At 68.3% G+C, this 23,347-nt stretch carries 19 protein-coding genes; 15 read left to right on the top strand and 4 right to left on the bottom strand.

Annotation, left to right across the window (positions count from 1 at the left end; translation table 11 throughout):
- Nucleotides 1–48 precede the first annotated feature (48 nt).
- The 15 genes from P2869_RS09435 to P2869_RS09365 all read left to right on the top strand — a co-directional run bounded on the left by P2869_RS09435 (nucleotide 49) and on the right by P2869_RS09365 (nucleotide 19,717).
- Nucleotides 49–579 (top strand): GNAT family N-acetyltransferase, encoded by a 531-nt coding sequence (locus tag P2869_RS09435; protein WP_017776618.1) that lies wholly within the window; start codon nucleotides 49–51, stop codon nucleotides 577–579.
- Entirely contained in the window at nucleotides 576–2,354 is a 1,779-nt protein-coding gene (locus P2869_RS09430) for a hypothetical protein (RefSeq protein WP_277596290.1), read from the top strand. The genes P2869_RS09435 and P2869_RS09430 overlap by 4 nt, the downstream gene beginning before the upstream one ends.
- An 11-nt stretch (nucleotides 2,355–2,365) precedes the next feature.
- Nucleotides 2,366–3,640: a glycosyltransferase family 4 protein gene (locus tag P2869_RS09425; protein ID WP_277598095.1), complete on the top strand. Its 1,275-nt coding sequence runs from the start codon at nucleotides 2,366–2,368 to the stop codon at nucleotides 3,638–3,640.
- Nucleotides 3,637–4,791 (top strand): glycosyltransferase family 4 protein, encoded by a 1,155-nt coding sequence (locus P2869_RS09420; protein WP_277596289.1) that lies wholly within the window; start codon nucleotides 3,637–3,639, stop codon nucleotides 4,789–4,791. The genes P2869_RS09425 and P2869_RS09420 overlap by 4 nt, the downstream gene beginning before the upstream one ends.
- A gap of 12 nt (nucleotides 4,792–4,803) precedes the next feature.
- A complete protein-coding gene (locus P2869_RS09415) occupies nucleotides 4,804–7,161 on the top strand; it encodes a hypothetical protein (RefSeq protein ID WP_277596288.1) in 2,358 nt (785 codons plus the stop codon).
- Nucleotides 7,158–8,378, top strand: coding sequence for a glycosyltransferase family 4 protein (locus P2869_RS09410; RefSeq protein ID WP_277596287.1), 1,221 nt, complete (start codon nucleotides 7,158–7,160; stop codon nucleotides 8,376–8,378). The genes P2869_RS09415 and P2869_RS09410 overlap by 4 nt, the downstream gene beginning before the upstream one ends.
- Nucleotides 8,375–9,544 carry a glycosyltransferase gene (locus tag P2869_RS09405; RefSeq protein ID WP_277596286.1) on the top strand — a complete coding sequence of 390 codons (1,170 nt, stop codon included), beginning with the start codon at nucleotides 8,375–8,377 and terminating at the stop codon, nucleotides 9,542–9,544. The genes P2869_RS09410 and P2869_RS09405 overlap by 4 nt, the downstream gene beginning before the upstream one ends.
- A 151-nt stretch (nucleotides 9,545–9,695) precedes the next feature.
- Complete coding sequence (locus tag P2869_RS09400; protein ID WP_277596285.1) at nucleotides 9,696–10,886, top strand: glycosyltransferase family 4 protein; 1,191 nt, start codon at nucleotides 9,696–9,698, stop codon at nucleotides 10,884–10,886.
- A gap of 313 nt (nucleotides 10,887–11,199) precedes the next feature.
- Complete coding sequence (locus P2869_RS09395) at nucleotides 11,200–12,690, top strand: flippase (RefSeq protein WP_277596284.1); 1,491 nt, start codon at nucleotides 11,200–11,202, stop codon at nucleotides 12,688–12,690.
- Nucleotides 12,687–13,796 (top strand): glycosyltransferase, encoded by a 1,110-nt coding sequence (locus tag P2869_RS09390; RefSeq protein WP_277596283.1) that lies wholly within the window; start codon nucleotides 12,687–12,689, stop codon nucleotides 13,794–13,796. Before P2869_RS09395 ends, P2869_RS09390 begins: the two co-directional genes overlap by 4 nt.
- A 270-nt stretch (nucleotides 13,797–14,066) precedes the next feature.
- On the top strand, nucleotides 14,067–15,902 hold the full coding sequence (locus P2869_RS09385) for an alpha/beta fold hydrolase (protein WP_277596282.1): 1,836 nt from the start codon (nucleotides 14,067–14,069) through the stop codon (nucleotides 15,900–15,902).
- Nucleotides 15,899–16,714, top strand: a complete 816-nt coding sequence (locus P2869_RS09380) for a class I SAM-dependent methyltransferase (RefSeq protein WP_277596281.1) — start codon at nucleotides 15,899–15,901, stop codon at nucleotides 16,712–16,714. Before P2869_RS09385 ends, P2869_RS09380 begins: the two co-directional genes overlap by 4 nt.
- Nucleotides 16,715–16,955: 241 nt before the next feature.
- Nucleotides 16,956–17,471 carry a flavin reductase family protein gene (locus P2869_RS09375; RefSeq protein ID WP_277598094.1) on the top strand — a complete coding sequence of 172 codons (516 nt, stop codon included), beginning with the start codon at nucleotides 16,956–16,958 and terminating at the stop codon, nucleotides 17,469–17,471.
- 385 nt (nucleotides 17,472–17,856) lie between these two features.
- Nucleotides 17,857–18,576 (top strand): FadR/GntR family transcriptional regulator, encoded by a 720-nt coding sequence (locus tag P2869_RS09370; protein ID WP_017776634.1) that lies wholly within the window; start codon nucleotides 17,857–17,859, stop codon nucleotides 18,574–18,576.
- 163 nt (nucleotides 18,577–18,739) lie between these two features.
- Nucleotides 18,740–19,717, top strand: a complete 978-nt coding sequence (locus P2869_RS09365; RefSeq protein ID WP_277596280.1) for a Gfo/Idh/MocA family oxidoreductase — start codon at nucleotides 18,740–18,742, stop codon at nucleotides 19,715–19,717.
- 150 nt (nucleotides 19,718–19,867) lie between these two features.
- Here the strand turns inward: P2869_RS09365 and P2869_RS09360 are convergent, their stop codons facing one another.
- The 4 genes from P2869_RS09360 to P2869_RS09345 all read right to left on the bottom strand — a co-directional run bounded on the left by P2869_RS09360 (nucleotide 19,868) and on the right by P2869_RS09345 (nucleotide 23,336).
- A complete protein-coding gene (locus P2869_RS09360) occupies nucleotides 19,868–20,893 on the bottom strand; it encodes a quinone-dependent dihydroorotate dehydrogenase (RefSeq protein ID WP_277596279.1) in 1,026 nt (341 codons plus the stop codon).
- Between the two features lie 176 nt (nucleotides 20,894–21,069).
- Complete coding sequence (locus P2869_RS09355) at nucleotides 21,070–21,882, bottom strand: arginyltransferase (protein ID WP_126876317.1); 813 nt, start codon at nucleotides 21,880–21,882, stop codon at nucleotides 21,070–21,072.
- A gap of 159 nt (nucleotides 21,883–22,041) precedes the next feature.
- Complete coding sequence (gene aat / locus P2869_RS09350) at nucleotides 22,042–22,779, bottom strand: leucyl/phenylalanyl-tRNA--protein transferase (protein ID WP_161978081.1); 738 nt, start codon at nucleotides 22,777–22,779, stop codon at nucleotides 22,042–22,044.
- Between the two features lie 11 nt (nucleotides 22,780–22,790).
- Nucleotides 22,791–23,336 (bottom strand): NUDIX hydrolase, encoded by a 546-nt coding sequence (locus tag P2869_RS09345; protein WP_017776639.1) that lies wholly within the window; start codon nucleotides 23,334–23,336, stop codon nucleotides 22,791–22,793.
- Nucleotides 23,337–23,347 lie beyond the last annotated feature (11 nt).

The following is a 23,347-nucleotide window of genomic DNA, read 5'->3' as shown; positions in this document are numbered from 1 at the left end:
GCAAAGCACGCGGCCCGGGACGAAAACGAATAGCCGAGGAAAGACCAGATGAACTGGAAGACGCTTGAGTTCGAGCAACTCACGGCGCGCGAGATGTATTTGATCCTGCGCGCGAGGAGTGCGGTGTTCGTCGTCGAACAGTCGCACGTATGCCTCGATCCCGATGGACACGACGAAGCGGCGCTGCACGTATTCGGTGCCGAGGACATCACGCGGCCCATGCCGATCGTCGCCTATGCGCGGGTGAAACCGGGCGACGCGGAAGACCCCGATATCGTGATCGACAAGGTGCTCACGAGCCCGTCGCGGCGCGGCGACGGCACCGCCGAGCAGTTGATCGAACGCGTGCTGAACGCCATTGCGCAGCGCTGGCCGGGCCGCGTGGTGCGGGTGAGCGCGCCGCTCGGACTGCGGCAGTTTTACGAACAGTTCGGGTTCCGAAAAACCGAAGGGCCGTTTCTCGAATACGGCGTGCCGTTCATCGGTCTCACACGCAGCTCGCGCGCGGCGCAGGCGGTCGTGAACGGGACGCGCCGAGAGCGCAGCGGTTTCACGCTCGGCAGCATCTTCGAGCTGTGAGTACCGCCATGGCGCCCATGCCGGGTCCGGGCCCCGGCTTGCGGCCGGTATTGCAGCCCGCCGGGGGGCCGCTTTCCGGCTTGTCCGCAGGCGCGCGTGCGGGCGAGCCGGAGGGCGCCCGACCGCAGGCGAGCGCCACGAGCCCGGCCGGCGCAGCCCGCGCCGTATCACACACCGCGCGCACCGCGCGCGAGCGGCATCCGCTGCGCCTGCCGCTCGCGCTCTTCGGGCTCACGCTGCTGCTCATCGTGCTGCACCAGGGGCGGCTCGTCGAACTCGTCTATCCGGTTGGCGCGTTCGCCATCGCGCTGCGCTTCTACCGGCGCTCGCCGGCCCACTACCTGGGCTTCGTGTGCTGGCTGTTCTTCCTCTCGCCCGAAGTGCGGCGCCTTGCCGACTTCGTGAACGGCTCGTTCAATCCGAAGAGCCCCGTGATGATTGCGCCGATGCTGGCCGTCGCGCTCTCGGGCTTCTCGCTGCTCTCGAACCTGCGTGTGCTTGGCGAGCGCCGCGCCATGCCGCTCGTGCTCGTGGTGCTCGGGCTCTTCTACGCCTACATCGTGGGCGTGGTGAGGGCCGGACCCGCCGCGGCCACCTTCACGGTGGTCAACTGGGCGTTCCCGGTGCTCGTTGCGTTTCGTCTGCTCGTGACGTGGCGCGACTATCCGCTCTATCGCGACGTGCTGCTCAAGACCTTCACGTGGGGCGGCTTTGCCATTGGCCTCTACGGCGTGATCCAGTTCATCTCGCCGCCGCCGTGGGACGCGTTCTGGTTGCTCGCCTCGCAGATGGAGTCCGAAGGGCACCCCGTGCCGTTCGGCATGCGCGTATCGAGCACGATGAATTCGTCGGGGCCCTACGCGCAGACCATCATGTCGATCCTGTTGATGTCGCTCGCCGCGCGCGGCCGGCTGAAGGTGGCCACGGCGCTCGTGGGCGTGCCGTCGCTGATGTTCACGGCGGTGCGCAGCGCGTGGGGCGGCTTTGCGCTCGGGCTCGTCTATCCGCTTGCGATGCTCGATGGCAAAAGCCGGCTGCGTCTTTTGGGCGCGTTGCTCGGCTTTGCGCTGCTCGGCGCGCCCGCGTTGATGATCGACGAAATCTCGGCGCCGATCATGCAGCGTTTCGACTCCATGCAGAACCTCGGCGAAGACAACAGCTACCGCATTCGCGCGGAGTTCTACCGCAGCTTTCTTTCCGTCGCGCTCACCGACATTTCAGGGCAAGGGCTCGGCACCACGGGTCTGGGTACCAAGCTGGCCGCCGACGACAACGACGGCACCCAGGCCAACGTGGTGTTCGACAGCGGCCTCATGGAAGTGCCCTACGTGATGGGCTGGCCCGGCACGCTGCTCTATGTGACGGGCGTGGTGATGCTGCTGTGGCGCGCATTCTGGGCGAGTCTTGCGCGCGGGCGCGACCGCTTCGCGATTTCGGCGGTGGGCGTGGCGCTCGCGATGCTCGGCATGATGGTGTTCGTCAACACGCTCACGGGCTTGCCGGGGTTGTTCTTCTTCGTCGGCGTGCTGCTGCCCGCCATTGCGCAGCGCCATGCGCGCGAAATGCAGTGGCTGCGGCGACGCCGCGCGCTGGCCGCTGCGTGCAGTGGCGCAGGGACGGCGCCGCCGGAGGCTCGCGCGGGCACCGCCGTTGCCGTGCCCACGAGCGCGGCGCGCCCGGGCGCAACGGGAGCCTTGCGCACCGATGCGAGCGGCGGCCGGCCCGGCGTTTTCCGTGGCGGCCCCGGACCGCTCAACCCGAGGGGGCAACCATGAGCGGGCCGCCGATGCGCATTCTCATCGTCACGCACGTGGTCACGAAAAACGACGGCCAGGGGCGCGTCAACTACGAGATCGCGCGCGCCGCGCTGGAAGCGGGCCACGAGGTCACGCTGCTGGCTTCCGCGGCGGACAGCGCGCTCGCGGCGCATCCGCGTGCGTGCTTCGTCAAGATCGCGCCCTCGAAGCTGCCTTCGCGCCTCGTGCAATACCAGCTCTTCGCGTGGCGCACGGCGATGTGGATCGCCGCGCATCGCGACGCGTTCGACGTGATTCACGTGAACGGCTTCATCACGTGGGCGCGTGCGCACGTGAACGCCGTGCACTTCGTTCACGACGGCTGGTACCGCTGCGGCTTCTATCCGTTTCGTGCCACGCGCGGCGCCTATCACGCGTATCAGGTGCTCTATACGCGGCTCAACGCCTGGTGCGAACGCTGGGCGTTCCGGCGTGCCGAGGCCATCGTGCCGGTCTCCGCGAAAGTCGCGCAGGAGGTGGCCGCGCTCGGCATTGCCGACGCGCGGCTGCACGTCATTCACAACGGCGTGGATTTCGACGAATTCGCGCCAGGCGAAAGCGAGCGCGAACGCTTCGGCTTGCCGCGCGAGCCGTTCATGGCACTTTTCGCGGGCGACCTGCGCATGTCGCGCAAGAACCTGGATACGGTGCTGCGCGCCCTGCGGGAGACGCCGCCGCACGTGCATCTGGCGGTGGCCGGCATTCTGCGCAACAGCCCGTATCCGGCGCTTGCGCGCTCGCTCGGCGTGGCCGACCGCGTGCATTTTCTCGATCTGGTGAAAGACATGCCGGCGCTCATGCGTTCCGTCGATGCCTTCGTGTTTCCCTCGCGCTACGAGCCGCTCGGGCTCGTGCTGCTCGAAGCAATGGCCGCGGCGCTGCCCGTCGTGACCGCGCGCACCGCGGGCGGCGCGGAGATGATCGAAGCTGGCGCGCCGGGTAACGCGAAAGACGAAGAGAAGGGCGAAGGGAAGGACGGCGGGATGGACAACGCATGCCGCATGGAAGGCGCGCCGTACGCCGAGCCCGCCGCCGGCATCGTGCTCGACGATCCCGACGACGCCGCCGCGCTCGCCGCCGCGCTCGCGCGGCTCGCGTCGGACCGCGGGGCCGCGCGGCACATGGGCGAGGCCGCCCGGCAGCGTGCTGGCTCGCTCGGCTGGCCGCGCATGGCCGAACGTTACCTCGCGCTCTACGAAGAGGTGCGCGCGCACGCGCCCCACGCGGCGCGCGCGCAGCATGCCATCGCGGCGGCGCGGCCATGACCGGGCCCATCGATTCGTTGCAGATCGGCATGCACTGGTTCGGCGAGCGGCCGGGCGGGCTCGACCGCATGTTCATGTCGCTTGTCGAGGCGCTGCCCGGCGAGGGCGTGAACGTGCGCGGGCTCGTGGCGGGCAGCGGCGCGGTGCGCGAAGCGTCGGCGGGGCGGGTGGAAGCGTTCGCCGACGCCCACGCGCCGCTCGGCGTGCGGCTCTGGCGCGCGCGCAGGCACTCGCGGCGGCTCGTGGGCACGAAGCGGCCCGACGTGGTGGCCACCCATTTCGCGCTCTACGCGGCGCCGCTGGCGGGCGTGTTCGGCGGCGTGCCGCGCGTCGTGCATTTTCACGGACCGTGGGCCGACGAGTCGTTTCCCGAAGGCGGGGGCGGACTGTCGATCGCGGCGCGCCGGGCGCTGGAGCGCTTCGTCTATCGCAGTGGAACGCGGCACATCGTGCTTTCGCGCGCGTTCGGCGACATTCTCGAGCGCACCTATGGCGTGCGGGACGAGTCCATTCGCGTGGTGCCGGGCTGCGTGGACGTGGATCGTTTCGATATCGCCACCACGAAGGCCGAGGCGCGTGAGCGGCTCGGCGTGGCCAACGACCGTCCGCTCGTGTTCTGCGTGCGGCGGCTCGTGACGCGCATGGGGCTGGAAAACCTGATCGACGCCATGTTCTTCGTGCGCCAGGCCGTGCCCGACGTGCTGCTCGTGATCGCAGGCAAAGGGCCGCTCGCCGAGCAACTGCAGGGGCGTATCGAGGCGCGCGGTCTCGCGTCCGCGGTGCATCTCGCGGGTTTCGTCGAGGACGCCGCACTGCCGCTCTGGTATCGCGCCGCGGACCTTTCGGTGGTGCCCACGGTGTCGCTCGAAGGCTTCGGACTCACAACGATCGAATCGCTCGCCGCGGGCACGCCCGTGCTCGTCACGCCCGTGGGCGGATTGCCCGAGGCCGTGGCGCCGCTCTCGCCGGACCTCGTGCTGCCCGCGGGCGGCTTTCACGCGATTGCCTCCGGCGTGGCCGACGCGCTGCGCGGGCGCCTCGCGCTGCCCGACGCCGACGTGTGCCTTGCCTACGCGCGGGGCCGCTTCGATCTGCCCGTGGTCGCGCGCGGCGTGGCGCGCGTCTATCGCGAAGCAATCGAGGCGCACTGAAGCGCGCTGGCGATGAAACGCGTCGCTCTTCGCGCGGCCGCCCTTGCTGCGACCTTCGCTGCTGCCTTTGCCGTCTTCGCTGGTACCGCTGTCGCCGTCTCTGCTGCCGCTGTTTCCACCGCTTTTTCCGCTGAACCGCCGCTCTCGTACCGCACCTCGTGGGTGGGCAACACGTGGGGCTTCGGCGATGGTCGCTGGGTGCAGTCCGACGTGCAGGCGCTCGCCGTCGCGCCGAACGGCGATCTCTTCACCAACGCGCCTTGGGACGAGGGCGGCGGCGAGATCGGCCATTACCGCGACGGCGCGCTGCTGGGCTACGGCGGCGGCTCGCACGGCTGGGGCATGCTGGGCGGCGACGCCATCGCGGTGAACGACGACTACGTGTTCGCCGCGCAGATCGTGGTGAGCATCGGCAACGCGATGGCGGCCGAAAAACATCTGCCGCGCGAAGGCATGCGTTGGTTCGGCGTCTCGCGGCGCAGCCGCGCGGACGTGCGCCGCGGCGTGCCGTTCGCCGGCGAAGCCGACTGGCCCGGCAGCGGACTCGCGTTTCGCGTGGTCTCGCAAGCGCCGGAGCCGAAAGACGACGCCATCCGCGGGCTTGCCGCCGACAACACGCGCCTCTTCGTTTCGAATCTTCACGACAACCGCATCGACATCTTCGATGCGCAGACCATGCAGCCCGCCGGCGGTTTTTCCGTGCCTGAGCCTGGCCGCCTTGCGCTCGCGAAGGACGGGACTTTGTGGGTGATCGAGCGCAGCCGCACAGACAGCGCAAAACGCGTCGTCCACCATGCACGCGAGGGCACCGTGCTCGGCACGCTCGCGCTGCCGCGCGGCACGGTGCCGGTGGACCTCGCCGTGGATGCGCGCGGGCGGCTCCTTGTCGCGGACAACGGTGTGCGCCAGCAGGTGCTGATCTTCGCGCCAGCCGCAAGCGGCGGCGCGCCCACGCACAAGAACAACGCGGCGGCTGCGGATGGCCGCATCACGAATCAAGAGGCTTCCATGCAACTGTCGGGGACGTTGGGCGTGGCGGGCGGCATCTATGCCGGCAGGGCGGGCACGCCCGGGCCGCAGCGCTTCAACGGTCTCACGGCAGTGGCCGCGGACGCGGCGGGCAACATCTACGTGGCGATGAACGGCACGGGCCCGCGCGGTTTCGCAGGCGGCTCGGGCGACACCGAAGGCGCGGTGATAGAAGGCTACGCACCCGACGGCACGCGCCGCTTCAGCGTGCAGGGGCTGCTTTTCGTGGACGGCGCGCAGTTTGTCGAAGGCACGCCGCCCTCGGTCTATACGGGCAGCAAGCGCTTTGCGCTCGACCTCTCGCGTGGAAGCGGCGCGGAGTGGTCGTATGCGGGCTTCACGGCGGACCGTTTCCGCTATCGCTACGACCCGTTTCTGCATCTCGGCCAGGGCATGCGCGGGCTGCCGCTCGTGCGCGACGTGCACGGGCACCGGTTGCTCTACACGACGGACATGACCTCGTCGTTCCTGCGCGTCTACCGCTTCGAAGCGGGCAGCGAGACCGCGATTCCGTCGGGACTCTTTTCGCCTTCGCATATCGACAAGCCGTGGCCGCCGAACCAGCCCCCAAGCGGCGAATGGATCTGGCGCGACACCGCAGGCAAGGGGCGTTTCGCCGTGACGGACTTCGATCAGCCGCAGTGGGGCCAGGGCGCGCCGCGCGTTACGGCCTGGTGGGTGGACGACGCGGGCAACGTCTGGCAAGGGCTGGGCGCAGCGGGTATCCGGCGCTTTGCGCTCGTCGGCTTCGATGCCGTTGGCAATCCTGTCTATCGCTACAGCGCGGTCAGCGTGTGGCCGCTGCCGGCGCCGTTCACGCGCATTGCGCGCGTCGCGTATTTCCCCGCCGACGACACGCTCTATCTCTCGGGCTCCACGCCCGCGCATCCGTTCCTCGAATACAACTGGAACGGCACGGGCTCGCGGCTCGCGCGCTACGACCACTGGCTGCGCGGCAAGCCGGTGCTGCGCTATGCCATCGATCTGCCCGACCGCGGGCCGCCCGACCCGGCTTCGATGAACGGCTGGACCGTGGCGGGCGATTACCTCTTCACCGTGGAGACGCACGCGGGCGTGGTGCACGTGCGCGAGCGCGACACCGGGCGCGAAGTGGGGCGCCTCGCTCCGGGGCCTGAAGTGGGCGAGCGAAGCGGAATCGTCGATGTGCCGATGCCCGTTACGGCCCACCGCATCGACTCGGGGCCGTATGCCGGCGAGTACCTCGTGTTCGTCGAGGAAGACAGCCACGGCAAGGTGCTCATGTATCGCTTCAGGCCGCCGGCATTGCCATCTGATTCTGCCCGCGCGGCGCGTGCCGCGCTTCATCCGGGGTCGTCATGAAAATCGTCCATCTCGCCAATCATGCGCAGAACGTGGGCAACGGCATCGTCAACATGATGGTGGACCTTGCGTGCATGCAGGCGCGCGCAGGCCACGAGGTGACGGTGGCCACCTCGGGCGGCGGCTTCGAGCCGCTCTTCGCGCGCTATGGCGTGCGTCACGTCGAGCTTCGGCAATCGAAGACACCCTGGCGCGTGCCGGCCATGCTCGCGGGCATGCGGCGGCTCGTGGCGCAGACGCAGCCCGACGTCGTGCATGCGCACATGATGACGGGCGCGCTGATGGCGCGGCTTTGCACGGCGCGGCGCCGCTTTGCGCTCGTGACCACGGTGCACAACGAGTTTCAGAAGAGCGCGACGGTGATGGGCGTGGGCGACTGCGTGGTGGCCGTGAGCGACGCGGTGGCCGCGTCGATGGCGGCGCGCGGCATATCGGCCGCGAAGCTCGCGGTGGTGCGTAACGGGACGATCGGCACGCCGCGGTTTGCCGTTGATAGCGGTGGCCGACCGGATGTGGCCGAAGGCGATTCGAGCGCAGAGGCACAGCCCGCTAGCGTGCTGCCGGCGGTCATGCGGCCGAGCATCGTCACCGTAGCGGGCATGTACGAGCGCAAAGGCATTGCCGATCTGCTGCGTGCGTTCGCGATGCTGTGCGGGCAGACGCATCGGGCGGTGCAGCCCACGTTGTATCTCGTCGGCGACGGTCCCGATCGCGCTCGCATGGAAGCGCTGGCGCAAGCGCTCGGCGTGGCGGACCGCGCGCACTTCACGGGCTTCATGGCGAACCCGCGCGCGTGGCTCGCGCAGGCCGACGTGTTCGTGCTTGCCTCGCATCGCGAGCCCGGTGGCCTCGTGCTCTCCGAGGCGCGCGAAGCGGGCTGCGCCATCGTCGCGACGAACGTGGACGGCAACCCCGAAATGCTGGACCGCGGCGAAGCGGGGCGGCTCGTGCCGGCGTCTGACCCAGCGGCGCTGGCCGTTGCGATTGGCGGCCTCATCGACGATACGGCTGCGCGACATGCCCTGGCTGCGCGGGCGCGCGAATACCTCGACGTGTTCAGCGTGACGCGCGTGTGCACCGATTACCTTGCGCTCTACGAACGCACGCTCGAAGCGCGCCGCGCCGGCCGCGCCCGCGGTGCGGGGGCGCGAGCGACGACGGCAGCGTCGGACGGCGCCGCGCGAGGCACGGCGTCGGCGCGTGGAGTGGTGCGATGAACGCGCGGAATCTGTTGAGCGAGTCGAGTGCGCCGAGTGCGCCGAACCCCTCGTGGCCCGAGACCGGCCCGTGTGCCGCGCAGAGCGGATCGGATGCGACAGACGCTGTGTCCGATGGCGCCGGTGCGGTCTCCGTCCCGGGCACCCAGCGCACCGAGAGCACCAAGAGCACCGGCAGCAACACCGGAAGCCGCGGCCCTTTCGCGGCTCGCAACGTGTTCTCCGAGATCCGCTTCGCCGTCTGCATTACGACGATGAACCGCACGGCGACGCTCGACGCGTGTCTTGCGAACCTCGCGCGCTGCGTGCCGCCGCCCGCGTGGGTGGTGGTCAGCGACGACTCGCCGGCGCCCGACACGCGCGCGGCGAACGCTGCCGTGGTGGCGCGCTATCCGGGCGTGACGTGGCTCGCCGGCCCGCGCCGCGGCGTATGCGCGAATCGCAACAACGCGGTCATGCAGTGCCTCGCGCAGGCGCCGCAATGCACGCACGTTTCGTTCATCGACGACGACGTGCAGCCCGCGCCCGACTTCTTCGCCGTGGCGAAGACATGGCTCACGGCGCTGCCTGCGGCACGGCGCACGCAGACGGTGCTCACGGGTGGACCGTCCGCCACGTCGGCGGATTTCGCCGAGGCGTGCGCCGGCCACGCGACTTCATGTTCCGCCGTGCGCCTTTCGTTCGCCGGTTATTTCACGGCATCGGAGCGGCCCGAGTGCGTGAATATCCACGCCGCTGTGTTTCCGCTCGCGCTCTTTCGCACCGAACGCTGGGACGAAAACATCTACTTTGGCAGCGAGGACGCAGAACTCTCGCTCAGGGCCGTGAAGCGCGGCTATCCGATCGAACTCGTGCCCGCGCTGCGTTCGCGCGACACCCAGGCCGGCAAGGGCGTGCTCGCCACGCCCGCGGACGATGCGCCCCGCGCGCTCTCGCGCTACGAACTCTGCTGCGAGGCGGCGCGGCTCTACATCGGTGTGAAGCGCTACCGCAGCATCGAGCCCGATGCGCTCAAGCTCGCAGCGTTCGCGTCGTACTGGCTCGCGCATATGACGGTGTATCTCGCGCGGCGTGGCGCGTTGCGCTCGCTGCCGGAGATCGTGCGGCGCTCCAACGTGTGGCGCGCGTGGCGGCGGTCGGTGCCCGCCTGTGCGCGTTGCGGCTAGCGGGGCGCGACAGGCGCACGGGGCGAACAGGACGAACGGCGGGCATAGCGCACACGGCAAACCAAAACGCAGAAAACCTACGCACTGCAAAAAGCGAACATCAAACAAGCGCACGAGCGCGCGATCCGATTCACTCCACCACTGCGAACCCATGAACATCCTGTTCACGATCCACCACACCCTGAGCCGCAGCGCCGGCGCGCCCGGCGTCACCGTGAAGCTTGCCGAGGCGCTGCGTCAGCGCGGCCATGATGTGCGCATCTTTTCGCACGACGACGTGAAAGGGGTGACAGGCATGTTGCGCACGATGCTCTTCCCCTGGTTCGTGCTCGCGCACGTGCTGATGCACCCGGAGTACGACGTGCTCGATATGTCCTCCGGCGACGGCTGGCTCATCAACTTCGCGCGCCGTGCGTTCGGCTGGCGTCCCAAGCAGTTGTCCGTCACGCGCAGTCACGGCATGGAGCCGGTCGTGCACGAACTCTTTCTGGAACGCTGCCGCAACGGCGAGGAAGACCGCTCGTGGCGCTATCCCCTTTATCACGGCGGCTTGCGGCTCTGGGAGTGCACGAAGTCGTTCGCCTGGGCCGATGTCGCGATGCTGCTCAACGATACGGAATGCGAATTTGCCGTAACGAAGCTCGGCTTTCCGGGCGACCACGTGGTGCAGATCGACAACGGCATCGACGAGACCTTTGCCTCGGTGGCGCGCGCAGCGCTGAGCGCCCAGAGCGAGCCGGCGCTCGCGCAGGAACACAGCATCGAGCCGATGCCCGCTGCGCCCACGAAGCTCGCCTTCATGGGCCGCGCGAACTACTGGAAGGGGATCGAGACGATGACGAAGGCGGTGCCCGCGCTCTTTGCGCGCAATCCGCAGCTCACGCTCACGCTGTTCGGCACGGGCGAGGGCGCCGAGGCGACGCTCGCGCGCTTTCCCGAGTCGATTCGCGAACGCATCACCGCAGTGCCCGCATTCGACAACGCGCAGTTGCCTGCGCTGCTCGCGTCGCATCACATCCTGATGTTTCCCTCGATGTACGAAGGCTTTCCGCTTTCGCCGCTCGAAGCCATGGCGTGCGGACTCGTGCCGGTGGGCTCGAACATCGGCGGATTGCGTGCGTTCCTGCGCCACGGCGACAACGGCCTCATCGTGCCGCCCGGTCATGCGGAGGCGCTGGCGAGCGCGGTGCAGTCGCTCGTCGACGATCCCGCGTACTGGGCGCGTCTACAACGCCGTGCACGGGAAACGTCGCTCGACTACGCGTGGGAGAAGGTCGCGCATCGCTTCGAGCGGCTCTATGCGGCGCGCCGGCAGCGGCGGCTGGATACGGTGGCCGCGTGAAGGGTGGAGCTTCGCGGGGCTTCGTTGGGCCGAGCCGGGGGCTTCGCGGGGCCGCTTCGTTGGACTGTTTCGTTGGACTGTTTCGTCGGCGCACGAAGCGCTGGAAATGTGCGCTCGGGCCTGTTGCTGCGCGACGTGCCGTAAGCCTTCTCGAAGCCGCCTGAAAGCATACGGGGCCGCCTGAAACCGCAGCAAGTCCGAGGTGCCCGCCAGCGTGGCGCAGACCACAGACTCGAAGCGTTTGTGCCGTGCAGTATCGGCTCTGACATTCGGTTCTGGCACGCGGTTCTGGCACTTCTCATCGGCATCGGTCATGAAAGACGCCCCCAAGGCTCCGGGCTTCGCCCGCAACGCGCTGTTCAATCTGCTCGGCAGCGTGCTGCCGCTCGCGGTGGCGCTCGTCACGGTGCCCATCTATCTGCACCGTATCGGCGACGCGCGCTACGGCGTGCTCGTCACCGTGTGGATGTTGCAGGGCTATTTCGGCTTCTTCGATCTGGGGCTTACGCGCGCCACGTCGAACCAGGTTGCGCGCATGGGCGGCGCGCCGCATGCGGAGCGCGAGTCGCTGCTGTGGACCGCGGTCGTGCTCAACGCGGCGTTCGGCGTGCTGGGCGGATTCGTGCTCTACGGCGTAGCGGGGCTTGCGCTCGGCCACGTGTTTCACATGGACGCATCGATTCGCGCCGAAGTCATTCCCGCGCTGCCGTTCATCGCCTGCGCGGTGCCGATGGCCACGCTCACTGGCGTGTTCTCGGGCGCGCTCGAAGGCATCGAACGGTTCGGGCCGCTCAACGCGGTGCAGTTCGTCGGCATGCTGCTCTACCAGACGCTGCCGCTCGCCGCGGCGCTGCTGTTCGGCCCGCAACTGGAGCACCTGATTCTGGCCGCGATGGTGGGCAGCACGCTCACGCTGCTGCTGCTCGCCGCGACCGTTGCGCGCGTGTTTCCGCTGCGCGGCGCGGGTGGTCCCGCGCGCCGCCACGTGCGGCCGCTCTTCGGTTTCGGTATGTGGGTGACGCTCACGAATCTCGTGAGCCCGCTGCTGGAAGCCGCGGACCGCTTTCTGATCGGCAGCGTCATCAGTGCCAACGCCGTGGCGTACTACACGGTGCCGTTCAATCTCGCCACGCGGCTGCGGCTCATTCCGGCCGTGCTTTGCCGCACGCTGTTTCCGCGCCTCTCCGCGCTCGCCACGGAACATTCGAGCGCGCTTGCCGAACGCGCGATCACGGGGCTCGCCGCGCTCATCACGCCCGTCGTGGTCGTGGGCATGCTCGCGATGCAGCCGTTCCTGCGGCTCTGGGTGGGCGCGGCGTTCGCCGCGCATGCGTCGCTCGTGGGCGAAGTGCTGCTCGCGGGCGTGTGGATCAACAGCCTCGCGCACGTCGCGTTCGACAAGCTCCAGGCACAGGGACGCCCCGACGTGGTCGCGCGCCTGCACGTGGTGGAACTGGTGCCGTTCATCGCGCTGCTGTGGGGCGCGATGCACGCCTTCGGTCTGGTGGGCGCGGCGTTCGCGTGGAGTGTGCGATGCGCGGTCGATGGCGTCGTGCTGATGTGGCTGGCGGGCTATCGCGGCGCGTTCTGGCGCCGGCTCGTGGCGCCGGTGCTTACGCTCGTCGCCACTTTCGCGCTGATCGCCGCGGGCGGCTGGCCCACGTGGACCGCGACACCGGCGGCGTTGCTGCTCGTGGCGGTGGCCTGCGTCTGGGCATGGCGCACGGAACCGCTCATCGCGGACGGCGTGCGGCGCTTCGCGACGCGCCTCTCGAGGCGCACGGCGCTCAGGAGGACCTCATGACACGAGACACGAAAACAGCAGGCCGGGCTCGCAGGCTGCCCGCCATTTCGATTGCGCTCGCCACCTGCAACGGCGCGCGTTATCTGCCGGAGCAACTGGCGAGCCTCGTGTCGCAGCGCTGGCTGCCGTACGAACTCGTGGTCACCGACGACGGTTCCACAGACGGCACACCCGAACTCGTCGAGATCTTCGCGCAGCACGCGCCGTTTCCCGTGCGGCTGTATCGCAATGCCGCGCGGCTCGGTTATGCCGAGAACTTTCTGCTGGCGGCCTCGCATTGCCGCGGCGACTGGATCGCCTTCTGCGACCAGGACGACGTGTGGCGTGCAGACAAGCTTGAACGCGTGGCCGCCGCGGCGGCGGAACCGGGCGTGACGCTCGTGGCGCACCGCGTATGCACGGTCGACGAAAACCTGCAACCGCTCGCGGGCGACACGCTGCACACGTGGGTGCGCAAGCGCGGATCGGGGCCGGGAAGGGTGGCGCCGTTCGGCTTCTTCGCGGGCATGAAGATCTGCTTCGACGCGGCGCTGCTGCCGCTGCTGCTCGAACGTCCGCGGTTGCCGAATTTTCCGGGCGAGCACACCGAGGTGGCGCACGACGAGTGGGCGTCGCTGCTCGGTGACGTGACAGGCACGGTGCGCGTGGTGGAGGCGCCGCTCGTCGCGTATCGGCAGCATGGCAAGAACGCGTGCGGCGCGCCGCAGGCGGGGCTGCGTCACGCGCGTGCCCGGGTGGCTGCGAGCGGGGCCGCGGCGTACCGCGAACGCGCGGCGATTGCCGCGCAGTATCGCGACGGCCTCGCGCAACTCGCGCAGCGCACACCGACGCGCTTCGCGCCGCAACTGCTCGATGCGTCGCGGCGTTACGAAGCGGTGGGCGAGTATCTGCTCGCGCGCGCGGCGCTCTACGAATCGCGCAGCGCGTGGCGGCTCACGGCGCAGTTCGTTTCGATGTGCGTGCATTGGCGGTATCGGTACAACCCGTTGCGGCCGGGCGTGCAGGCGTGCGTGAAAGACCTCGTGCGGGTGGCGCGCGCGTGGCTGCGCAGGCGGCCGGCGCCCACGGTGCCCGTGGCCGGCACCGCGGATGGACCGCGCGGATGAGGTGAAACGGGGCTGCGTGTGGTTTCGGGGGCCTCGTGCGGGCCGTGGGGCAAGCCGTTGTGCGGAGACTTAGTCGCCGCCAGGCAAGGCCCCTGAGCGGGCCCTTAAGCAAGCCCCCCCTAAGCTGCCCCTAAGCGAGCCTTTATGCGGTTTTTGCAGGCGCACAACGTCCTCCGGGAGTGTGTGCGCACCCGAACAGAATGTGCGAGAAGCACGTTGCTTAAATGACCGTCGACCGGTAAGCCGGGCCGGCGCAAAGGGATGGATCCCATGAGACCTGTCGTGTTCGATGGCTGCTTCGGCTGGCTCCATGAGGCGGATGGGGAACGCGGCGTCGTACTCTGCAACCCGTTCGGCTACGACGCGCTGTGCACCCATCGCGGCTGGCGCGCGCTCGCGGAGGGCATCGCGGCGGCGGGCATGCCTGTGCTGCGCTTCGATTACCCCGGCGCGGGCGATTCGGACGGCGCAGAGGACGACCCCGAGCGCCTCGCCGCCTGGCTGGGCAGTATCGAAGCGGCCATGGCGCGGCTGCGCGAATGGACCAGCGTGAAGCAGGTGTCGCTCGTCGGCTTGCGGCTGGGTGCGACGCTCGCCGCGCTCGCCGCACAACGCAATGTCGGTAGCGTCGATTCGCTGGTGCTGCTCGCGCCCGCGGTGCTCGGGCGCAACTACGTGCGCGAACTGCGCGCTCACCGGCAGAGCTGGCTCAGCACGCCGGCCGGCATGAACGCGGACCCCATCGCGAACCCCGACGCCTATGTGGAGGCGTTCGGCTTCGGCATTCACGGCGAGGACATTGCGCGCCTTGCAGCCGTCGACCTGTGCAAGGACACCCACGCGCCGGCCGCGCGCGTCCTGCTGTTCGATTCGAGCAACCGCACGCGTACGGAAGCGCTGGCCGCCCATTACGCCGCGCATGGCGTGGAGGTGCAGCACGGCCCGCTCGACGAACTCGACCGCTTTCTCGTGGAAGCGCTGTACAGCGAAGCACCCGCGAGCGCGTTCGAACGCGTGACGACGTGGCTCGCGGCAGGCGCGTGCGAGCGTTCCACCGCTGCGCCGGCAGGCGGGCAAAGCGTGGCTGCATCGGACGACGAAGCTCCGGCGCTGCGCCTTGCCGGCACGCGCGCCACGGAGCGCCCGGTCGTGTTCGGCGCGTACTTCGGCATCTACTGCGAGCCCGACGTGCCGCGCGCAGGCGCGCCCGCCATGCTGTTTCTCAACACCGGCGCGAGTCACCACATCGGCGACGGCCGCATCTTCGTGCTGTTCGCGCGGCGGCTCGCGGCGCTCGGCATCGCGTCGCTGCGCATGGATCTGGGTGGCATCGGCGATGCCACGCCCGTTGCGCCCGAGGTCACGCTCGACACCATCTACTCCGACGATGCCTGCCGCGACGCCGCGGCCGGCGCCGACTGGCTCGTCGCGCACGGGCATCGTCGCGTAGCCGTATTCGGCGTGTGCGGCGGCGCCTTTGCCGGTCTGCACGCGAGTGCACGGCATGCCGCCGTGGAGGGCGCGTTCTGTGTGAACCTGCAGAAGTTCATCTGGGACGGCGACGCGCGCGCGCCCGGGGCGCATCAGTTCGCGTCCTCGAAGGTGTACTGGCGCGCCGCGCTCAACCCCGAGAAGTGGGCACGCGCCCTGCGTGGGCAGAGCCATCCGCTGCGGATCGCCCGCGTAGTGGGCGCGCGGCTCGCGCGGCGCGGCTGGCTTACGGCCGCGGGCTGGATCGAGCGCTGCACCGGCTGGGCGCTCGCGGCCAACGAGGCGCGCGACCTCGTGCGCGCGATTCATCGCAAGGGCGTGCGCCTGCGGCTCGTATATGGCGATTACGACGTGGGGCTCGACGAAGCGCGCATCCAGTTCGGCACGCGGCTCGCCGCGCTGCACTGTCACGAAGGCGTGCGCGCGGCGACGCTGCCGAAGCTCGACCATGCGTTGTTTACACGGCCCGCGCGCGAGGCCGTGATGGCCGATGCCGAGCGCTGGCTGTTTACGGAGCTGATTCAGGCTGCGCCCCACACGGGCGGCCAGTCAGCGCGACCTGCGGCGGCGCGCGCGAGCGCCACGCCGCCGTACCTCGATGGAGCCAGGCTGTGAACCCGACTTCCGATCTCGACCGCATCAACCAGAACGCGTGGAATTCCCACGATGCCGAGCGCGAGTTCACGCTCGAAAAGACATGGACCGACGCCGGCGAAGCGGCCGCGTTCGCGTGGATCACGCCGCGCTGCGCGGGCACGCCGCTGCTCGACATCGGCGTGGGCGCGGGCCGCACGATCCCGCTCATGCGCGCCATCTCCACGGACTACACGGGCATCGACTACACGGAGAAGCTGCTCGAACTCGCGCGCGGCCGCCATCCCGGCGTGGACCTGCGCCACATGGACGCGCGCGACATGCACACGCTGCCCTCGGATCACTACGGGCTCGTGGAATTCAGCTGGAACGGCATCGACTGCGTGGACTACGAAGACCGCATGCGCATTCTGCGCGAGATGTTTCGCGTGACGCGTCCCGGCGGCTACGTGCTGGTCTCGTCGCACAACCGCGATGGCCCGGGCTACGGCGAGACGCCGCTCAAGCTGCTGCCGCGCTTCACGCCGAACCCGGTGCGACTCGGCTGGCGCGTGCTGCGCTCGCTCGTCAGGCTGCCGGTCGCGACCGCCAACTACCTGCGGCATATGAACCTGAACCGTGACTATCCGGGCTATTCAGTCCGCGCGGCGGCGGCGCACTACTTCGGCATTGTGATCATCTACACGACGGTGGCGGAGCAGCGGCGGCAACTGACGGAAACGGGCTTCGTGAACGACGCGGCGTTCGGCAGCGATCAGGGCGACCGCATTGCTGACGACGCGGGCACGAGCAACGCCTGGTGGGTGCATTACGTGGCGCATAAGCCCGCATGAACGCACATGAGCGGACATGCGCGGATATGAGTGGCTCATAGGCCGTTGGCGAAATGAAGCATCGCTAAAGATTGCAATGAAGACTTGAGCAATCGACTGACGGCCCGGCGCCTCGTCCGCTGCGGACGAGGCGCCGGGCGTAGCGATTGGGGGAGCAACGACAATGAACCGGATCGCCGAACCTTGCGTCTCGATGCGTGAGACCTCGCTTGCATCGGTGCCTGCGCCTGCGGCTCCAACGATGGAGCCCGACGTGCAGCGTGTGGCCGAGCTGCCTGTCGATGCGGGCGAGCGCTTGTTGCGGCGCGCGTTCGGCCGCTTCGCGACCGGCGTCGTGGTGGTCTCCACCGGCTGCGGCGAGACGCTTCACGCCATGACGGCCAACGCGTTCATGTCGGGCTCGCTCAGGCCGCCGCTCATCGTGGTCTCCGTGGGGCAGCGCGCGCGCATGCACGAGCGGCTCATGACGCACGAACTCTTCGCCGTGAGCGTGCTCACTGACGAGCAGGAAGCGCACAGCCGGCACTACGCGGGCGAACATCAAACCTGGCTCGCGCCGCATTTCAGCGAGGCGCAGGGCGTGCCGGGTATCGCATGGCTCGACCGCGCCGTGGCGCGGTTCGCAGCGCGCGTAGTGGACCGGCATCCGTGCGGCGACCATACGCTCTTCATCGGCGAGGTACAGGCCTTCTCGCTCGAAGACCACGCACCGTTGCTGTTCTTCGGCGGTCACTATGCGAACGTCAGGCATCGTTGAGTTCGGGACTGTGTGGACGTTCTATCCGTGCAACACGTGAGCTACATGCGAGCCGCACCTGACGATACCTGGGAGTCTGGAATAATTTCGCGCTCGTTTGACAACGAGGCTTGACGGGCGTGGCTGACGAGGCTACGAACCCCTTCGATCATTGCAAGCTTTGCCGGTTTTTTGCACGTTACGCGAGGCCTGCCGGCGCCCATTGCTAACCGCGTTGCAGAGTTGAAACAATTCTTCAGAGGGATAACCCTGTCAGGACGTTTCCCACTGGCGCAGTGCCCACGAAGCAAGCAATTTATTGTTAGATGAGAAGAAGAACACAGACGCGAGGGCGCTTCTTCATCAGTCTTCATAGACAGGCGAAAGCCATATCGGGGAGAGTGCCATGGAAACGGCCAACAAGGATCGTTCGCTCGTCAGCAAGGTGATGGATGGCCTGGTGTCGGGCATCGTCGAGGAAAAGTACGGAGCCATCCTGCCGCCGCAGGATGTGCTCTCGAAGGAGTTCAACGTCAGCCGTACGGTGATGCGCGAGGCGCTGTCGATGCTGCTCGCGCGGCACATGCTCGACGTGCGGCCCAAGATCGGCACGCGCATACGACCCATGCGCGACTGGCGCATGCTGGACGAGGACGTGGTCAGCTGGCGTTTTCGAGCCAAGCCCGATTCGCAGTTCCTGCGCGACGTGATCGAGTTTCGCGTGCTGATCGAGCCGAGGGCATCGGCGCTCGCGGCCATGCGCGCCACGCCTGCCGAGGTCGCCGGCATTCGGGAAGCGTTCGACGCGTTCCGCTCCATCGCTCCCAACGACCCCGCTTATCAGGATGCCGACGAGCTGTTGCATACGCGCATCGTGGCCGCGAGCGGCAACCAGTTCTTCCAGCAGATGGCCGCTATCGTGCGCGGTGCACTGTCCGCGGTGAATCCGATCATCATGCGCAAGGAAAGCGCTTGGGAGACGGTTGTGCGTACGCACGGACGGGTGGTTGAAGCGATCGAGCGACACGATCCGAAGGAGGCCGAAGCAGCTTCGCTCGCGCTGATCGACTTCACCTCCGACGAAGTGGAGCAGGCATTCGCGGTCTCGCATGCGGAGCGCGTCTGAGCCATTGAACGAGGACGCGCGGCAGGGCGTCTGGCTGGCGATTGCTTGATCGCCGGTTGTGCGGGTTGCGCCGGTTGTGCGGGTTGCGTCGATGCCCGGCTGCGGGTGGCCGCTGTTGCTGCGACAATGGCGGCTCCCTCACCACAGCCGCACTCCCGAATCGATGAGAGACGACGCCGTCATCCGCTGGGGCATCGTCGGCGCGGGCCGCATTGCGCGCCGCTTTGCCGAGAGCCTGAGACACGTACCGCACACCCAGCTTGCCGCCGTCTGGTCGCGGCGTGCCGAGACCACGACTGCGTTTGCGCGCGACACCGATTGCGCCGCTGCCTCGAACCTTGATGCCCTCTTGTCCGCGGGCATCGACGCCATCTATATCGCCACGCTGCAAGATACTCACGCGCAGTACGCCATCGCGGCGCTCGACGCCGGACTCCATGTGTTGTGCGAGAAGCCGGCCACCATCAACGGCGCGCAACTGGAGCGCGTGATCGATGCCTCGCATCGCGCCGGACGGCTTTTCATGGAGGCCATGAAGCCCCCGTTCTATCCGCTCTACCGGAAGTTGCGCGCGCATCTGACGGTGGACCCCATCGGCGAAATCGGCCTCGTGCGCGCGGGTTGCGCGGTCTCCACCGTGCCTGCCGACCATCCGTCCTTCTCGTTCGAGCATGCGGGTGGTGCGCTGCTCGACATCGGGATCTACGAGATGTTTCTCGCCGTCGACTGGTTGGGTGCGCCGCTCGAGATTCAAACCACGGGGCGGCTCGGCCCCACCGGCGTGGACACCTTCGCCGCGCTGAACTGCCGCCACGAGCGCGGCATCGCGCAGCTCTTCTGCGGGCTGGACCTGTACGGCAAAGGCGACGCCTTGCTGGCGGGGCCTGCAGGCCACGTCACGATTCAGGAGAACTGGTGGAACCCGGTGCGCGCCACCGTGCGTTATGCCGACGGACGCAGCGTGGAGCTGGAGGCGCCGTTCGAAGGCGGCGGTCTCAACTACGAAACCGCGCATTTCTGCGAGCTGATTCGGGCGGGCCGGCTGGAAAGCCCCGTGATGACGCACGACACGTCGCGCCACATGATTGCGATGGCCGACGCGTCGCGCGCGGCGCTTGGCTTGCGCTTCGCGGGCGAATGAGTGGGCGGATGAATGGACGAATGAGGGCGCGAAGCGCGAATCGATCGATGGCCGATCGATCTGTCGCGCGTGGCCCCGTGTCCGCCGATTGCAGGCAACGGGGCAGGCCGTGAGTCGCTGAGCGGCTCGGGCAGGCGCCTCGATCGGTCTCTACGACGCCAATGCCCGCACGCACTCGCCGACGAGCGCCGGGCCGCGATAGATGAAGCCGGTATAGAGCTGCACGAGCGAGGCGCCCGCGGCCAGCTTTGCGCGCGCGTCTTCGCCCGAGAAGATGCCGCCGACGCCGATGATCGGCACAGTGTCGCCCACTTCGGCGCGCAGCTTGCGGATCACCTGGTTGGACAGGTCGAATACCGGTTTGCCCGAGAGGCCACCGGCTTCGTCCGCGTGCGGCAGGCCCGCGACAGCGGTGCGCGAGAGCGTGGTGTTGGTCGCGATCACGCCTTCGATGCCATGGCGCAGCAGCGTGCCCGCAATCGCCTTGACCTGCTCGTCGTCGAGATCGGGCGCGATCTTGAGCACGAGCGGCACGAGCTTGCCGTGCAGGTCGGCGAGCCGCTGCTGTTTGTCCTTGAGCGCGGCGAGCAGCGCGTCGAGTTCGCCCGCGCCCTGCAACTGGCGCAGATTCTTCGTGTTCGGCGACGAGATGTTGATCGTCACGTAGCTCGCGAACGGATAGACGCGCTCGAGGCAATAGAGATAATCGTCGGCAGCGCGCTCGATGGGCGTGTCCGCGTTCTTGCCGATGTTGAGGCCCAGCACGCCGCGATAGCGCGCGGCCTGCACGTTCTTCACGAACTGGTCGACGCCTGCGTTGTTGAAGCCCATCCGGTTGATGATGGCGCTGGCCTCGGGCAGCCGGAACATGCGTGGCCGCGGATTGCCCGGCTGCGCACGCGGCGTGACCGTGCCGACCTCGATGAAGCCGAAGCCGAGCGAGGCGAGACCGTCGATGGCCGCGCCGTCCTTGTCGAGCCCGGCCGCGAGCCCCACCGGATTGCGGAACGTGAGGCCCATCACCGTGCGCGGCGCATCGGCCACGTGCGGTGCGACGAGGCCCGCGATGCCGGTACGGCCGGCTGCGCCGATCGCGCGCAGGGTGATATGGTGGGCGTTTTCCGCGTCCATGCGGAAGAGCTGGGCGCGCAAGAGCGGGTAGAGGGAACTGAACACAGCGGACGGGCCGTGGCGGCCGGAAAATGGGAACCCGGTATTTTACCGGCAATCGAAGCGGTTCCCGGTTCCCGGTTCCCGGTTCCCGGTTCCCGGTTCCCGGCGCGTCCGTTCGTTCGAGCGGCGCTCAGTGCGGCTCAGCGGGGTTCAGCGAGATTCAGTGGGCTCAACCAGATTCAGCCGCCGCGCGTATCCTTCATTGCCGCGTCCACCGGCGGCAAACCGACGTGATGCGGATTGATGACTTTCCAGGCGCCATCGAAGAGCCCTTCGAGCGGCCGGAAGTTCGACTTGTACGCCATCTTCGGGCTTTCGCGAATCCAGTAGCCAAGGTAGACGTACGGCAGTTGCAGACTGCGCGCCTGCTCGATCTGCCAGAGGATGTTGTAGGTGCCGTAGCTCGCGTGGGGCGCGTCGGGCTCGAAGAACGTGTAGACCGACGAAAGCCCGTCGCCGAGGATGTCGATCATGCTCACCATGCGCAGCACGCCCGGCGCGTTCGGATGGTGCGGGTCGGGCTCGCGGAACTCCACGAGGCGCGAGTTGATCCGGCTTTGCAACAGGAACTGCTCGTACTGGTCGCGGCTGTCGCGGTCCATGCCGCCGCCCGCGTGCCGCGCGGACTGGTAGCGCATGTAGAGCGCGTAGTGTTCCTCGTCGTAGTGAAGCGGCGAGACGGTGGCGACGAGATCGCTGTGCCGCTTCCAGGCACGGCGCTGCGTGCGGCTCGGCGTGAATCGCGCGGCTGGCACACGCACCGGCACACAGGCGCGGCAGCCGTCGCAGTACGGGCGATAGGTGAATACGCCCGAGCGTCGAAAGCCGGCCTTTACGAGATCGGTGTAGACATCGGAGTTGATGAGATGGCTGGGCGTAGCCACCTGGGAGCGCGCGATGCGTCCCTCCAGATAACTGCAGGGGTAGGGCGCTGTGGCATAAAACTGCAGCGCGGAAAGCGGTGAAAGCGGCAGCTCGTTAGGATGAGTCACTTGGCAGCTCTCGATGCGTTCTGTGGGGCGGAACCCGCCGCGCCAGCCCCGCCACCCCCATTTGGCGCCCCCTTGACGACCGCTTTGCAACCGCCGCGACGAAGCCGCGAATGTGCGGCAGACCGCGGCGTGCGCTATCGAGCCATCGGGGCCGTCAGGTTATGCGGACCGAGCGATCAGATCGGCGAGGACGCTCTTGTCGAACCGCCAGGGAATGGATGCGGCGTCGACGGACACGCGCACATGCTGCACGAACGCTTTGCGCGCGATTTCGCGGCCGCCGAGCGACGCCAGATGGGACGTGTTTTGCTGGCAGTCTATCATTTCTACTTCGTGACAGCGCAAGTGCGCGACCAGCGCGGCGAGGGCGATTTTCGAAGCGTCGGTGACCTCGGCGAACATCGATTCGCCGAAGAACATGCGGCCGAACGAGACGCCGTAGAGGCCGCCCACACGCCTGCCGTCGAGCCAGGTCTCCACGCTGTGCGCGTCGCCCCGGCGGTGCAGCGACGTATAGGCATCGATCACGTCGGCCGTGATCCATGTGCCGCGCTGGCCGTGCCGCGGCACGGTTGCGCAGGCGCGCATGACGGCGGGGAAATCGGCGTCGACGCGTACTTCCCACGCGTCGTCGCGCAGCACTTTCTTGAGCGTCTTCCTGAACGACGGCGACACCTTGAATTCGCGCGGACGCAGGATCATGCGCGGGTCCGGGCTCCACCAGAGCACGGGCTGGCCGTCCGAGTACCACGGGAAAATGCCATGACGATAGGCGTCGATGAGGCGCGAGGGGAGCAGGTCGGCGCTTGCCGCGAGCAGCCCGGGCGCGCCGCTCGACGCGCCGAGCGCGCGTTCCACGGGCGGGAACGGATCGTCGGGTCCGAGCCAGGGCACCATGCTCGTGGGGCTCAGCCTTCCCGCAGCGAGCGGAGGATGTCGCCCGTGTGCAGCCCGTAGCTGCCCGAGGCGCGGTCGGCGAAGAAGAAGCGCAGCGTCTGTCCCACGGTGGGGAAGGCGATGTCGTCCCAGGGAATCTCATGCTCGTCGAAGAGGCGCACTTCGAGGCTTTCCTCGCCTGCTTCCACGTCGATATCGAGCAGACGCGCCATGTAGAAGAGATGCACCTGGTGCACGTGCGGAACGTTGAGCAGCGAGAACAGGCTCTGCACTTCCACGCGCGCGCCGGCTTCCTCGAGCGTTTCGCGCGCGGCCGCTTCCGACGTGGTTTCCCCCATCTCCATGAAGCCGGCCGGCAGGGTCCAGTAGCCGTAGCGCGGTTCGATGGCGCGGCGGCACAGCAATACCTTGTCGTCCCAGACGGGAATCGTACCGACCACGTTGCGTGGATTCTGATAATGCACGGTGCCGCAATGCGCGCAGACGTGGCGCTCGCGGTTGTCGCCGGGCGGAATGCGCAGGCTGACGGCGTGGCCGCAGATCGAGCAGAATTTCATGGGATGGGGAC

This window comes from Paraburkholderia sp. SUR17, assembly GCF_029536165.1.
Classification (GTDB): Bacteria; Pseudomonadota; Gammaproteobacteria; order Burkholderiales; family Burkholderiaceae; genus Paraburkholderia; species Paraburkholderia kururiensis.
Note: the sequence above shows the minus strand (reverse complement) of the source record. Positions and strands in the feature narration are given on the sequence as shown.